Annotated in this window: 14 protein-coding genes; 3 read left to right on the top strand and 11 right to left on the bottom strand. The window is 68.7% G+C overall.

The genetic code is table 11. The features are described 5' to 3' along the window. Nucleotides 1-17: 17 nt before the first annotated feature. A complete protein-coding gene (locus ACPEEZ_RS02315) occupies nt 18-764 on the bottom strand; it encodes an SDR family oxidoreductase (RefSeq protein ID WP_423922217.1) in 747 nt (248 codons plus the stop codon). A 135-nt stretch (nt 765-899) separates the two neighbouring features. On the opposite strand from ACPEEZ_RS02315, the gene ACPEEZ_RS02310 reads away from it, so the two are divergent. Then, entirely contained in the window at nt 900-1,757 is an 858-nt protein-coding gene (locus ACPEEZ_RS02310; RefSeq protein WP_423922214.1) for a helix-turn-helix transcriptional regulator, read from the top strand. Here ACPEEZ_RS02310 and tsaE read toward each other — a convergent pair. From tsaE to glmS, 5 genes are all read right to left on the bottom strand, one after another. Continuing rightward, a complete protein-coding gene (gene tsaE / locus ACPEEZ_RS02305) occupies nt 1,744-2,190 on the bottom strand; it encodes a tRNA (adenosine(37)-N6)-threonylcarbamoyltransferase complex ATPase subunit type 1 TsaE (RefSeq protein ID WP_423924326.1) in 447 nt (148 codons plus the stop codon). The two genes, ACPEEZ_RS02310 and tsaE, sit on opposite strands and share 14 nt — an antisense overlap. A gap of 68 nt (nt 2,191-2,258) precedes the next feature. Beyond that, nucleotides 2,259-3,401, bottom strand: a complete 1,143-nt coding sequence (alr, locus tag ACPEEZ_RS02300; protein WP_423922212.1) for an alanine racemase — start codon at nt 3,399-3,401, stop codon at nt 2,259-2,261. Further along, nucleotides 3,398-4,486: an alanine racemase gene (gene alr, locus ACPEEZ_RS02295; protein WP_423922209.1), complete on the bottom strand. Its 1,089-nt coding sequence runs from the start codon at nt 4,484-4,486 to the stop codon at nt 3,398-3,400. Before alr (ACPEEZ_RS02295) ends, alr (ACPEEZ_RS02300) begins: the two co-directional genes overlap by 4 nt. Further along, nucleotides 4,483-4,869 carry a holo-ACP synthase gene (locus ACPEEZ_RS02290; RefSeq protein WP_423922206.1) on the bottom strand — a complete coding sequence of 129 codons (387 nt, stop codon included), beginning with the start codon at nt 4,867-4,869 and terminating at the stop codon, nt 4,483-4,485. Before ACPEEZ_RS02290 ends, alr (ACPEEZ_RS02295) begins: the two co-directional genes overlap by 4 nt. Beyond that, nucleotides 4,866-6,725, bottom strand: a complete 1,860-nt coding sequence (gene glmS, locus ACPEEZ_RS02285) for a glutamine--fructose-6-phosphate transaminase (isomerizing) (RefSeq protein WP_423922203.1) — start codon at nt 6,723-6,725, stop codon at nt 4,866-4,868. The genes ACPEEZ_RS02290 and glmS overlap by 4 nt, the downstream gene beginning before the upstream one ends. A gap of 105 nt (nt 6,726-6,830) precedes the next feature. Between glmS and coaA the strand changes: the two genes are divergently transcribed. Next, nucleotides 6,831-7,790, top strand: coding sequence for a type I pantothenate kinase (gene coaA, locus ACPEEZ_RS02280; protein ID WP_423922200.1), 960 nt, complete (start codon nt 6,831-6,833; stop codon nt 7,788-7,790). Nucleotides 7,791-7,806: 16 nt separating this feature from the next. Here the strand turns inward: coaA and glmM are convergent, their stop codons facing one another. The 4 genes from glmM to ACPEEZ_RS02260 all read right to left on the bottom strand — a co-directional run bounded on the left by glmM (nt 7,807) and on the right by ACPEEZ_RS02260 (nt 10,803). Further along, nucleotides 7,807-9,168, bottom strand: coding sequence for a phosphoglucosamine mutase (glmM, locus tag ACPEEZ_RS02275; protein ID WP_423922197.1), 1,362 nt, complete (start codon nt 9,166-9,168; stop codon nt 7,807-7,809). Between the two features lie 25 nt (nt 9,169-9,193). Then, on the bottom strand, nt 9,194-9,679 hold the full coding sequence (gene rpsI, locus ACPEEZ_RS02270) for a 30S ribosomal protein S9 (protein WP_423922195.1): 486 nt from the start codon (nt 9,677-9,679) through the stop codon (nt 9,194-9,196). 31 nt (nt 9,680-9,710) lie between these two features. Further along, entirely contained in the window at nt 9,711-10,157 is a 447-nt protein-coding gene (gene rplM / locus ACPEEZ_RS02265) for a 50S ribosomal protein L13 (protein ID WP_423922192.1), read from the bottom strand. Between the two features lie 166 nt (nt 10,158-10,323). Beyond that, nucleotides 10,324-10,803: an N-acetyltransferase family protein gene (locus ACPEEZ_RS02260; protein ID WP_423922190.1), complete on the bottom strand. Its 480-nt coding sequence runs from the start codon at nt 10,801-10,803 to the stop codon at nt 10,324-10,326. A 96-nt stretch (nt 10,804-10,899) separates the two neighbouring features. Here ACPEEZ_RS02260 and ACPEEZ_RS02255 point away from each other — a divergent pair, with 96 nt between their 5' ends. After that, nucleotides 10,900-12,483 carry a hypothetical protein gene (locus ACPEEZ_RS02255; RefSeq protein WP_423922187.1) on the top strand — a complete coding sequence of 528 codons (1,584 nt, stop codon included), beginning with the start codon at nt 10,900-10,902 and terminating at the stop codon, nt 12,481-12,483. Between the two features lie 94 nt (nt 12,484-12,577). Here the strand turns inward: ACPEEZ_RS02255 and ACPEEZ_RS02250 are convergent, their stop codons facing one another. Beyond that, complete coding sequence (locus ACPEEZ_RS02250; RefSeq protein ID WP_423922184.1) at nt 12,578-13,477, bottom strand: tRNA pseudouridine synthase A; 900 nt, start codon at nt 13,475-13,477, stop codon at nt 12,578-12,580. Between the last annotated feature and the right edge of the window lie 47 nt (nt 13,478-13,524).

Raw genomic sequence — 13,524 nt, 5'->3', positions numbered from 1 at the left:
CGTGGCCGACGCGACGGTCAGTGCCGACCGCTCAGCAGCTCGAGCACCGAGGCGTGCCGTCCCTCGGCCTCGGCGTTGCGGAGGAACAGCACGCGCTCGACCAGGACCTCCTCGACGTCGGGCTCGTCCGCCAGGATCTGCATCGTCTCGGCCACGAACTCGTCCAGCGGCATGGCGGACGGGTCGGACTGCTGGCCGAGCAGGGTGGTCTGGACGGCCGGCGGTGCGAGCTCGATCACCTGGAGCGGGCTGTCGGCGTACTGCACGCGCAGGCTCTGCGTGTACGAGTGCACCGCGGCCTTCGTCGCGTTGTACGTCGGCGTCATCGGCAGCGGCACGAACGCGAGCCCGGACGAGACGGTCATCACCACGCCGTCGGGCTTCGCGGCGAGATACGGCGTGAAGGCCGTGAGCGTGCGGATCGTGCCGAGCAGGTTGGTCGCGATGGTCGCCTCGGCCACGTCGAGGTGGGCGGGGTCGTGGAGGTCCTCCGGCTGCATGATGCCGGCCATCGTGATGACGACGTTGAGGTCGGGGTGCGACGCGGTCACCTCGTCGAAGGCAGCCGCGATCGACGCCGGGTCGGCGACGTCGAGCTCGACGGCGCCCATGCCGGGGTGTTCCGCGACGATGGCGTCGAGCCGGTCGCGACGGCGCCCCCCGACGACGACGGTGTTGCCCGCCGCCTCGAACCGCTCGGCGAGCGCGAGACCGATGCCGGACGTCGCGCCGGTGATGAGGATGGTGTTGCCCGAGGTCTTCACGGTGTCCCTTTCGTTACGCGGCCAATCGGCCGGCCCACCCCAGCATGGGAGCGACTCGGGCAGCGGTGAAGGGATCGTCGTTCGGGGGATCGCCGGTCCCTGGCAGGCGTCGCCGGGAGAGGCGACGATAGGGGCATGGACCGCCCCGGACTCGCCGAATTCCTCCGTCGCCGACGCGAGGCGCTGCAACCGTCCGACATCGGGCTGCCTGCGGGCGTGCGACGACGCACGGTGGGGCTGCGCCGTGAGGAGGTGGCGGCTGCGGTAGGCATGTCGACCGATTACTACACGCGTCTCGAACAGCAGCGCGGGCCGACCCCGTCCGACCAGATGATGGCGGCGATCGCGCGCGGGCTCCGGCTCACGCTCGACGAGCGCGACCACCTCTTCCGCCTCGCGGGGCACCAGGCGCCGCGTCGCGTCCACCGGGGCCCCCACGTCAGCCCGGGGCTGATGCGCGTGCTGGACCGCCTCGAGGACACCCCGGCCCTCGTCATCACCGACGTCGGCGAGACCATCGCCCAGAACCGCCTGGCCGCCGCGCTGTACGGCGACCACACGGTGTTCACCGGGCTCGACCGCAGCGGCGTCTACCGCTGGTTCGCCCACCCGGAGGCGCGGGGCGTCTACCCGGAGCGGGATCACGAGACGCAGGGCCGGATGCAGACGGCCCAGCTACGCGTCGCGTTGGCGATGCCCGACGCCGACCCGCTCGCGGCCCAGGTGGCCGCGGAGCTGCGACGCACGAGCGACGAGTTCCGGCGCTACTGGGATCTGCAGGAGGTCACGGCCCGCTACGCGGAACACAAGACCGTCGTGCACCGCGAGCTCGGCGAGATCGAGGTCGACTGCCAGACGCTGTTCACCGAGAACCAGGCGCAGATCCTGCTCGTGATCACCGCGAGCCCGGGCACCGAGTCGGCCCAGAAGCTCGCCCTGCTCGGCGTGCTCGGCGTGCAGACCTTCAGCGACGCGCAGGTCAGCGGAGACTGATGCCCGCCCAGCGCGGGCCGTGTGCGGTGATCGTGACGACGCGCGGCTCGTCGGCGTCGTCGGGCGCGTCGGCCGCGGCGGCCGCACCGGTCGGCCGCGCGATCACGACGTCGAGCCACGACTCGGCCACTCCGTCGAGCAACCCCGCCCCCCATTCGACGACCACCACCGAGTTGTCGTAGTCGAGGTCGAGGTCGTCGAGCTCGGCGGCGCCGCCCAGGCGATACGCGTCCACGTGCACGAGCGGTACCCCGCTCTCCGACGGGTGCGTGCGGGCCAGCACGAAGGTCGGGCTGGCCACCTGGCCCCGCACGTGCAGACCCTCGCCGATGCCCCGCGTGAGGGTCGTCTTGCCGGCACCGAGCGGCCCCGTGAGCACCAGCAGGTCGCCCGCCTGCAGCAGGCCGGCGAGACGACGGCCCAGCGCCTCCATCCGTTCGCTGTCGGCGATCTCGTCGTCGACGAGGACGCGCGAGGGCTCGCGAGCAGATGCGGCCGTGCTCATGCCGTGCCGCCGACGTAGACGCGTGGCACACGGGGCCCCACCCGGCACGAGACCTCCTCGGGGATCGTGCCGGTGACATCGGCCCACTCCCCGATGGTCAGCTCGCCCCGGTCGCCCGGGCCGAACAGGATGACCTCGTCGCCCACCTCGACGGTGTCGTCACCCACATCGATCAAGAACTGGTCCATCGCGACGCGCCCCACGATCGGGTAGCGCGTCCCGTTCACGGCCACCTCGGCGCCGTGCTGGGCCTGCCGGCTGACACCGTCGGCGTAGCCGATCGGCACGAGGGCCAGGGTCGTCTCGCGGTCGACGCGATAGGTGTAGTCGTACGACACGCCCGTGCCGGCCGCGACCCGCTTCGTCTTGGCGACGCGGGCCGACAGCGTGAGCACGGGGCGGAGACCGCGATCGGCCGCCGTCACCCCCTCGGTGACGGGGTTGCCGTAGCCGTTCGAGCCCATCCGCACCATGTCGAACCGGCGCTCGGGGTGCTCCATGCCGGCCGAGCTCGACGACATGTGGCGCTTCTCGAACGTCGCCCCGAGGGCTGCCGCCTGCTCGAGCGCCTCGATGAACACCAAGGAGGCGGCGTGATCGTCGGCCTCGCTCGTCTCGGACACGTGCGAGAACGCACCGCGCAGACGGACGACCCCTTCGTCGCGCAGCTCGACGGCCCGGCCCACCAGGGCGGGCCAATCGATCAGCAGGCAGCCTTCGCGGTGCAGACCGGTGTCGACCGTCAGGTGCACGAGGGCCTCGTGCCCGGGCCCGGCGGCGCGGGCGGCCGCGGCGAACGCCTCGAGCTGCTCCATGGTCGAGATGCCGAGGTCCACGCGGAACTCGACGGCGGCCGAGAAGTCTTCGTGCGGGCCGAGCTGCCAGGCGAAGAACGAGGCCTCGTCGCCGACACCGGCTCGACGCAGACGCAGAGCGGGCTCCGACTCGACGGTGCCGAACCAGCGGATGCCCGCGGCGAGCGCCTCGGGCACGATGGTCTCGAGGCCGAGCGAATAGGCATCGGCCTTGACGATGGCGAGCACCTCGACCGGGGCGAGACGCTCGATCAACGACGAGAGGTTGGCGCGGTAGGCCGCGAGATCGATGGTGGCGCGGCGCAGCCACGGGTCGGCGGTCATACGTACCTCCTGGCCAGGTGGGGCGACAGGGACGCGATCACCTCGTAGGCGATACCGCCGAACGCGGCCGCCCAGTCGGACGCCCCCTGCCGGCCGAGCGTCGGGTCACCGAACAGGACGACCTCGTCGCCCACCTCGACGAGGTCGTCCCCGACGTCGATCACGAGCGCGTTCATGGCGATCCGGCCCCGCACCCGGTAGGTGCGGTCTCCGATGGTCACCGACGCCCGGTCGCTGGCGGCCCGGTCGACGCCGTCGGCGTAGCCCACCGGCACGACGGCGATGGTCGTGTCCCGCTCGGGGCGGAAGACATAGCCGTACGAGACACCCTCACCGGCCGGCACCCGCTTGACGGTCGTCACGGGGGCGGTCATCGTCATCGCGGGGCGGAGGCCCAGCTCGGCCGAGGACCGGTCGTCGAACGGGCTGACTCCGTAGGCCGCGATGCCGAACCGCACCATCGTGATGCGGGCACCACTGAAGGTCAGCCCCGCCGCCGAGGCGGCGAGGTGCTGGAGGCGCGGCTCGACCCCGAGATCGCCCAGCATGCCCGTGGCACGGACGAACGCCGCCATCTGGGCACCGTCGTCCGCCGGTGACGTGTTCGCGAGGTGGCTCATCAGCCCCTCGACGGGCACGGTGTCGTGCGTCGCGACCGCGCGACGGAAGAGCTCGGGCCACTCGGACTCGACGGCGCCGTTGCGACTGAGCCCCGTGTCGACGCAGAGGTGGACGGCTCGGACGCCCGCGGCGACGGCGGCCTCGAGCTGCTCGACACCGGACACCGCCGGTGTGACGTCGTGAGCCGCAGCGCGCTCGAACGTCTCGCCCGGGGCGTGCAGCCAGGCCAGCACGGGCGCGGTGATACCCGCCTCGCGAAGCACCACGGCCTCGTCGAGATCGGCCACTCCGAGCCAGTCGACGCCCGCGCCCTCGAAGACACGGGCCGTCTCGACGGCTCCGTGCCCATACGCGTTGGCCTTCACGACGGCCATGATCGCGGCCGGAGCCACAGCCGCCCGCAGCGTCGCGATGTTGTGCTCCAGGGCCGCCTTCTCGACGGTCAGGGTGATCTCTTGCGTCACGCGCCCGCTTCCTCCCGGCCTTCTGCCACGACGTACGCCACGGCCACTCCCCCATCGTGGCTCAACGACAGGTGGAGGCGCGACACGCCTCGCGAGGCGGCCAGCGCTTCGGCCCCGCCCGACAGCACGAGCGACGGCGCCCCCTCGGGGTCACTCTCGACGACCACGTCGTGCCAGCGCACCCCCGTCGAGCCGCCGAGCGCCTTGATCAGCGCCTCTTTCGCGGCGAAGCGGGCGGCGAGCGAGGGGATCGGCCTCGGCTCGCCCCCGCGCAGCACCGTCTCGGCCGCGTTGAACAATCTCGCCTTCAGCGCCGGTGTCCGCTCGAGGGAGGCCTCGAAGCGGGACAGGTCGACGACGTCGACCCCGATGCCGACGATCACTCGACCGTGACGGACTTCGCCAGGTTGCGCGGCTGGTCGACGTCGAGGCCCTTGGCGGCGGCGAGCTCCATGCCGAAGATGTGCAGCGGGACCACGGCCAGCAGCGACTCGAACAGCGGAGCCGCCAGCGGGATCGGCAGCACCTCGTCGGCGTAGGGCAGCACGGCCGCGTCGCCCTGCTCGGCGATCGCGATGACCCGGGCGCCACGGGCGCGGATCTCCTGGATGTTCGAGACCACCTTGGGGTGCAGCGAGCGCGGGTCGCGCGGGCTCGGCACGATGACGAAGACGATCTGGCCGGGCTCGATCAGGGCGATCGGGCCGTGCTTCAGCTCGCCGGCGGCGAAGCCCTCGGCGTGGATGTAGGCCAGCTCCTTCAGCTTGAGCGCACCCTCGAGAGCGATCGGGTACCCGACGTGACGGCCGAGGAACAGCACCGAACGGGTGTCGGCCATCCAGCCGGCCAGCGTCTTGATGCGCTCCGCCGACTCGAGCACCTGCGTGATCTTGTCGGGGATGGCCTGCAGGTCGGTGACCTGCTCGGCGATCTGCTCGGCCGTGAGGGTGCCCCGCAGCGTGGCGAGGTGCAGACCGAGGAGGAACAGCGCCGTGCCCTGGGCGACGAACGCCTTGGTGGAGGCCACCGCGACCTCGGGGCCGGCGTGCGTGTAGATGACAGCGTCGGACTCGCGCGGGATGGTGGAGCCCTGCGTGTTGCAGATCGAGAGCACCTGGGCGCCCTGCTCGCGGGCGTACTTGACGGCCATCAGCGTGTCCATCGTCTCGCCCGACTGGCTGATCGACACCACGAGCGTGCGCTCGTCCAGCACCGGGTCGCGGTAGCGGAACTCGTGGGCCAGCTCGACCTCGACGGGGACGCGCGCCCACTGCTCGATGGCGTACTTGCCGAGGATCCCGGCGTAGGCGGCGGTGCCGCAGGCGATGATGATGACGCGGTCGACCGTGAGCAGACGCTCGCGGATCGGGTCGAGGTCGGTGAGGCTGACGGCACCGTCGTGCACGCGGCCGAGCAGGGTCTTCGCGACGGCCTCGGGCTCTTCGCTGATCTCTTTCGCCATGAAGCTCGACCAGCCGCCCTTCTCGGCGGCGGAGGCGTCCCAGTTGATCTCGAACTCGCTCGTCTCGACGGGGTTGCCGTCGAAGTCGACGACGTCGACGGAGTCGGGGCGGATGGTGACGAGCTGGTCTTGACCGATCGACATCGCACGACGCGTGTGCTCGACGAACGCCGCGACGTCGCTGCCGAGGAAGTTCTCGCCGTCGCCCAGGCCGATGACGAGCGGCGAGTTGCGACGCGCGCCGACGACCACGCCGGGCTGGTCGGCGTGCACGACGAGGAGCGTGAAGGCGCCGTCGAGCGTGTTGACGACGACGCGGAGCGCCTCGGTCAGGTCGCCGGACGCCCGGTAGGCCCGCGCCACGAGGTGGGCCGCGACCTCGGAGTCGGTCTCGCTGGTGAACTCGACGCCCTCGGCGAGGAGCTCGGCCTTCAGCTCGGCGAAGTTCTCGATGATGCCGTTGTGGATGAGCGCGAGCTTGCCGTCGTCGGCGAGGTGCGGGTGCGCGTTCGCGTCGGTCGGGCCACCGTGCGTCGCCCAGCGGGTGTGGCCGATGCCGGTCGCGCCGTTCGGCAGCGGGGTCGCCTCGAGGTCGTCGACGAGCATCTGCAGCTTGCCGGCCTTCTTGCGGCTGCCGAGCGTGCCGTCACGGTCGACGACGGCCACGCCGGCCGAGTCGTAGCCGCGGTATTCGAGCCGCTTCAGACCGCCGAGCAAGACCTCGATGCTCTTCTCACCGGCACCACTCGCACCGACATAACCCACGATTCCACACATGACAGCGATCCTAAGGGGTCGGCGATGGTCATCTCCGGCGAACGCCGGGCGGCCGGGCGTGCCGCGCCGCGCCCTCGCCTGTGGAGGACGGGTAGCCTCTCTCCCATGGCCGAAGCCACCCCGACGACCGCGTCCGTCCATGCCAGCCACGCCTCGCCGTTCGTCGAGATCGATCGTGCCGACTGGGCCGCCCTGGCACCGACCACGCGCCTCCCGCTGACCGAGACCGAGCTCGTGCAGCTGCGCGGCCTCGGCGACCGACTCGACCTGCGCGAAGTCGCCGATGTCTATCTGCCGCTCAGCCGCCTCCTCAATCTCTACGCCGCCGGCGCGCGCAACCTGCACCGCGCGACCAGCGACTTCCTCGGCGAGCGGGCGCAGCGCACGCCGTTCGTGATCGGCGTCGCCGGATCCGTCGCCGTCGGCAAGTCGACCGTGGCCCGTCTGCTGCGCGAACTGCTGTCGCGCTGGGACGACACCCCGCGCGTCGAGCTCGTCACGACCGACGGGTTCCTCTACCCGAACGCCGAGCTGGAGCGCCGTGGCCTGATGAGTCGCAAGGGGTTCCCCGAGTCGTACGACCGCCGTCACCTGCTGCGCTTCGTGTCCCAGGTGAAGAGCGGCGCCGAAGAGGTGCGCGCGCCGTTCTACTCGCACACGAGTTACGACATCATGCCGGGCGCGGAGATCGTCGTCCGGCGCCCCGACATCCTCATCGTCGAGGGCCTCAACGTGCTGCAGCCGGCCGCCGCGGGTCGCCTCGCGCTGAGCGACCTGTTCGACTTCACCATCTACGTGGACGCCCGGACGGCCGACATCGAGGCCTGGTTCGTCGATCGGTTCCTCGCCCTGCAAAAGGGAGCCTTCACGCAGGAGCGCTCCTTCTTCCATCGCTTCGCCGACATGGGAGAACAGGAGGCGCGGGCCTTCGCCGCGGGCATCTGGGCCTCCGTCAACGAGCCGAACCTCGTCGAGAACGTGCTGCCGACGCGCTCCCGTGCCACGCTCGTGCTCCGCAAGGCGGCCGACCACACCGTCAGCTCGGTGTTGCTCCGCAAGATCTGATGCGGGTGCGGCGGCGCTAGAGCGTGAGTCGCTCGCGGACGACGTCGGCCAAGGCATGGGCGACGCGGTCGGCGGTCTCCTGGTCGGCGGCCTCGACCATGACGCGCACGACGGGCTCGGTGCCCGACGGACGGAGCAGCACGCGGCCGGTGTCGCCCAGCTCGGCCGTGAACGCCGCCACGGCATCGGCGACGCCCTGGTCGGCGTCGAGACCGGCGCGGTCGACGCCCTTGACGTTGATCAGGATCTGGGGGAAGACGGTCATCGCGGAGGCGAGTTCGGCCAGCGTCTTGCCCGTGGCCGCCATGCGCGCCACGAGGTGCAGACCGGTGAGGATGCCGTCACCCGTCGTCGCGTACTTCTGGAAGACGATGTGACCCGACTGCTCGCCGCCGAGGCTGTAGCCGCCGGCGTTCATCTCCTCGAGCACGTAGCGGTCGCCGACGCGGGTCTGCTTGACCTCGATGCCGTGGTCGCCCATCGCGCGGATCAGGCCGAGGTTGCTCATCACGGTGGCGACGAGGACGCCGTCGGCGAGCTCGCCCTTCTCGTGGGCCGCCAGCGCCAGGATCGCCATGATCTGGTCGCCGTCGACCACGGTGCCGTTCGCGTCGACCGCGAGGCAGCGGTCGGCGTCGCCGTCGTGCGCGATGCCGACGTCGGCACCGTGCTCGAGGACGGCCTTCGCGAGGTTGTCGAGGTGCGTCGAGCCGACGCCGTCGTTGATGTTGACGCCGTCGGGGTCGGCCCCGATCAACGTGACCTTCGCGCCGGCGTCGACGAACACCTCGGGCGAGACGGCCGAGGCCGCACCATGGGCGCAGTCGAGGACGACGTGGATGCCGTCGAGCCGGTTGGGCAGGGAGCCGAGCAGGTGGACGACGTAGCGGTCCTCGGCGTCGGCGAACCGGCGGATGCTGCCGACGTCGCCGCCGATCGGCATCAGCTGCGGCTCGCTCATCGCCGCCTCGATGCGGTCTTCCACCTCGTCGGGCAGCTTCGTGCCTCCATAGGCGAAGAACTTGATGCCGTTGTCGGGGGCCGGGTTGTGCGAGGCGCTGATCATCACGCCGAAGTCGGCGTTGATGTCACCGACGAGGAACGCCGCCGCGGGGGTCGGGATGACCCCGGCATCGAGCACGTCGACACCGGAGCTGGCCAGACCCGCAGCCACGGCGGCGGTCAAGAACTCACCCGAGATCCGGGGATCGCGCGCGACGACGGCGACGGGTCGCCGCCCTTCGGCGCGGCGGGCATCGGCGTGATGCCCCTTCGTGAGCACCACCGCGCTCGCCTGGGCGAGGCCCAGGGCGAGCGCGGCGGTCAGCTCGCGGTTGGCGAGGCCCCGAACACCATCGGTACCGAAAAGACGGGACATGTCGAGACCTGCCTGGACGAAGCGCTTAGCGCTTCGAGAACTGCGAGGCCTTGCGGGCCTTCTTGAGACCGGCCTTCTTGCGCTCGATGACGCGGGCGTCACGAGTCAGGAAGCCGGCCTTCTTGAGCGTTGCACGGTTGTTCTCGCGGTCGATCTCGTTCAGCGAACGGGCGATGGCGAGACGCAGCGCGCCGGCCTGACCCGAGGGGCCGCCGCCCGTGACCTTGACGGTCACGTCGTAGGCGCCGAGCAGGTCGAGCACCTTGAACGGGTCGTTGATCAGCTGCTGGTGCAGCTTGTTGGGGAAGTACTCCTCGAGGGTGCGACCGTTCACGACGAACGTGCCGGTGCCGGGGACGAGGCGCGCACGGGCGATGGCCTCTTTACGACGGCCGACGGCCGAGCCGGAGACGTTCAGGACGGCGCGGGGCGTCGCCTGGGCCTCGGGAGCGGAGCTCTCGGTCGTGAAGCTCTCGGGAGCCTGGTCGATGGAATCTGCGATCTGAGCCACTGTGTGGGAATCCTTAGTCTGAAGGCGGACGCTACTGGGCGACCTGGTCGAGGGTGTACGGCGTGGGCTGCTGAGCAGCGTGGGGGTGCTCGGCACCCGCGTACACCTTCAGCTTCTTGATCTGGGCGCGGCCCAGCGAGTTCTTCGGCAGCATGCCGCGGATGGCCTTCTCGACCGCACGCGTGGGGTGCTTCTCGACCATCTCGGAGTACGTGGTGGCCGTGAGGCCGCCCGGGTAACCCGAGTGACGGTAGTAGAGCTTCTCGGCGAGCTTGGAGCCGGTGAGGGCGACCTTCTCGGCGTTGATGATGATGACGAAGTCGCCCATGTCCATGTGGGGGGCGAAGGTCGGCTTGTGCTTGCCGCGCAGCAGGGCTGCGGTGTGGCTCGCGAGACGGCCGAGAACGACGTCACTGGCGTCGATGATCAGCCACTTGGGCTGAACGTCAGCCGGCTTGGGGGAGAAAGTGCGCGTCACAGTAGTGCTGCTTTCTGGTCGAGGTGAGAGGTTCGTGAATCCCGCTCCGTTGCCGTTCCGATCGCAGATGCGAGGGGAACGAGTCAGGTGGAGGGCTCAACTTCGGGCGAAAGCGCGCAGTTGCGCAGACACCAAGGGGCAACGATACCCGACGGCGCCAAGGCGGTCAAACGGCGGCCGCGGCCTCGAGAGCGGAGCCGTCAAGTCGGAAGGTCGTCCACTCGTCCATCGACGACGCCCCGAGCGACCGGTAGAACCCGATCGACGGCTCGTTCCAGTCGAGGACGGCCCATTCGAGCCTCTTGTAGCCCCGCTCGACGCAGACCACGGCGAGCCGCAGCAGCAGTGCCTTGCCGAGGCCGTGACCCCGATAGGCCGGCGAGACGTAGAGGTCCTCGAGGTGGATGCCGTGCACGCCCTCCCACGTCGAGAACGTGGTGAACCAGACCGCGAGCCCGGCGAGCTCGCCCGGGGCCTCCCCGTCGACGACGAACGCGAAGACGGCGGGCGCGTCGCCGAAGAGGGCCGCCTCGAGCATGTCGGGTGTCGTCGCGACGGCGTCCGGCTCCTTCTCGTAGACCGCGAGCTCAACGATCAGACGGAGCATCTCGGGGACGTCGGCGGGACGGGCGGGGCGAACGGTCATTCGTCGAGGCTAGCGGCCGACCGTTCGAGCAAAGGTGAGCGTTCCTGTAAAAATGAGCACGAGACAAGTCAGTCATGCGTCTATAAGGGGAAAACCTTGCTTGATCGAAACAAGCTTGAGCCATTCAAGACAGCGCTTACAAAGGCGCTCAGAACGACAACCCACGCCGACGCAAAGTTGAACGCACGCTTCATTGAACTTCGGCCCGGGATCATCGGAACACTGGAAACGAACGTCAACCATCTCGTGACAGGACGCCGTGGGGTGGGAAAGTCGACCACCTTGGCAATCCTTCAGCAATCGGCGGAACGCAAGGGGAAGAAAGTCATTTTTGTGGACGTCGAGTCTCACAAATCACGGGATTATCCAGATGTTCTCATTGAAATCATTCTCGATGTTCTTCGAGCAATTAAGCCGAAGCGATCCCATCGTCGACGAACCTGGCGTGTTCGCGGTCGCATACGGGAATTGACTCGTGTGCTTTTATACCTGCGCGACGCTGGCAATGAAGTCCGCGAGGAGGCAGCCGAAAGCAGCATAAAGAGCCGAGGGGGCTCTATCGCACTATCCGGCAAGCTCGCCTTGGAGTTCAACAGGCTCAGCGGAAGGGCACACGCAGAAGCTGGAAGATCGTCTCGAAAAGTGAGATCTACCACCCGCCTACGGACGAAGGATGAGCTTCTACGGGACCTCGCGCCATCAATAGCGCAGACGCTCGAAGACGTTACGGATCTTGACGCTTCAACGTCACTGATCTTGGTGCTGGATGACTTCTACTTTGTTCCGAAGCAAACCCAACCATTAGTGCTCGATCACCTTCACGGAATAACCAAAAAGAGCAACGTGTGGCTGAAGATCGGCAGCGTGCAGTCCAGAACACAAACGTTTGCCGACGGAGACCCGCCGCTAGGAATGCAACCACCCCACGACGTACAGCACTTGTCCCTGGACGTTGGACTTGCCGACTTCCACACCGCCAAGACTTTTCTTGAGGAGGTTGCAGCGGGAGTCCTTGCGCCGGAGGGCTTTAAACTAAGTTCAGTTCTGACCGAGAAGGCACGTGAGCGTGCTGTTCTCATTGCGGGTGGCGCTGTATCGCGTGACTACTTCGATCTCCTAATTTCGGCGGCGGACGCAGCATGGGAGGAGGTTCAACGGGCCGACAAAGCGAACGCCCCTTTCGCCATAGATGCTGAACACATTCAAGCCGCCGCGGGTGTCCGACTCGCTCGAAAACAAGCAGATCTTCGCAATGACGCTGGAAGAGATGCTTCGAAACTAGAGCGCCGTTTTGAAGACATCGTGAAGTTCACCCGTAATCGAGACACTTTCTTTTTCCTCGTTCGACAAGAGCACATGGATCTCGAGTTTGGTCGGGAAATCCTTGAGCTTGAAGACCTCCGATTTGTTCATCGGATTATGACGACAAGGCCAAATTCCGGTAACTGGCGAGGCGTTGACACTGTCGTTTTCATGGTTGACATCCCGGCAATCGTGACGAAACGGATGCGGAAGGCACCACTGGAGTTCTGGAAACCAGGGCAAGTGGACAAATTGCGGAGGGCCGAGTGGGTTTATTCACCTGAATGGCAACCTCAAGAGAAGCTTCAGTCCTCATCTGAGGCGTCCTCCTCAAAAGAAGCGCGCAACGGCTCAACAGAGGTGACTCTCTTCGATTGAAACTCATGGGCCTTGTCGTGCATGGATTAGGCGCTCACGCGCTCAAACTCAAGCCGTCGCACTTCACATACGGCGGGACGGGCGGGGCGAACGGTCATTCGTCGAGGCTAGCGGCCGACCGTTTGACCTGCGTCGACGCGACCCGCGCCTCCATCTCGTCGTCCGGCGGATAGCCGACCTCGAGCATGGTCAGCCCGAGGGCCGGCACCACCCGGAACTCCCCGTTGCGCGCCGCCTCGCGACGGATGCCGACGGCGCGGTGCTCGGGCAGCACGCCCTCCCCCACGGCGACGCAGGCGCCGACCAGGTTGCGGACGAGGTTGTGGCAGAACGCGTCCGCCTGCACGGTCGCGACGAGTACGCCGTCGGCCTCGCGCCTCCAGCGGAACGCCTGCAGCTCGCGGATGGTCGTGGCGTACTCGCGATGCCGGCAGTACGCGGCCCAGTCGTGCAGGCCGAGCAGGCCGTCCGCGACGGCGTTCATCACGTCGAGGTCGAGCCCTTGGTCGTACCAGAGCGTGTGGCTGCGACGGGTGGGGTCGCGCTCGGCGCCCCGGTCGGCGATGCGGTACTCGTACTTGCGCCACAGCGCCCCGAATCGGGCGTGGAACCCGCGGGGTGCGACCCGCGCGCCGGTCACGACGATCTCGTCGGAGGCGCCGGCCAGGCCGTTGAGACGGCGCGCGAGCACGGTCGGCGCGTCGAGCGGCGACTGGTCGACCATGCCGCGGTGCGGGCGCTGCAGCTGGGCGATCTGCGGATCGGTGAGATCGAGATGCACCACCTGCCCGCGCGCGTGCACGCCGGCGTCGGTGCGACCGGCGACCGTGACGGTCGGCACGTCGCCGAGTCGCCGGAAGAGAGTCGTCAGGGCCGACTCGATCTCGCCCTGCACGGTCCGGAGCCCGGGCTGCTCGCTCCAGCCCGAGAACCCGGTGCCGTCGTAGGCGACGTTCAGCCGGAGCCGGGTCGTGGCGGGGGTGTCGCTGGTCACCGGTCGAGTCTACGAGAACCGACCCGCGCCTCCTCGACGGCCGAGGG

Source organism: Frigoribacterium sp. 2-23 (assembly GCF_049601585.1).
Taxonomy (GTDB): domain Bacteria; phylum Actinomycetota; class Actinomycetes; order Actinomycetales; family Microbacteriaceae; genus Frigoribacterium.
The sequence above is the reverse complement of the archived record's forward strand: the minus strand, read 5'-3'. Positions and strand labels throughout refer to the sequence as shown.

Coding starts and splice junctions, on each gene's coding strand:
- ACPEEZ_RS02310 (WP_423922214.1), top strand. CDS start 900: ATGGACCGCCCCGGACTCGCCGAATTCCTCCGTCGCCGACGCGAGGCG.
- tsaE (WP_423924326.1), bottom strand. CDS start 2,190: ATGGAGGCGCTGGGCCGTCGTCTCGCCGGCCTGCTGCAGGCGGGCGAC.
- alr (WP_423922212.1), bottom strand. CDS start 3,401: ATGACCGCCGACCCGTGGCTGCGCCGCGCCACCATCGATCTCGCGGCC.
- glmS (WP_423922203.1), bottom strand. CDS start 6,725: ATGTGTGGAATCGTGGGTTATGTCGGTGCGAGTGGTGCCGGTGAGAAG.
- coaA (WP_423922200.1), top strand. CDS start 6,831: ATGGCCGAAGCCACCCCGACGACCGCGTCCGTCCATGCCAGCCACGCC.
- glmM (WP_423922197.1), bottom strand. CDS start 9,168: ATGTCCCGTCTTTTCGGTACCGATGGTGTTCGGGGCCTCGCCAACCGC.
- ACPEEZ_RS02260 (WP_423922190.1), bottom strand. CDS start 10,803: ATGACCGTTCGCCCCGCCCGTCCCGCCGACGTCCCCGAGATGCTCCGT.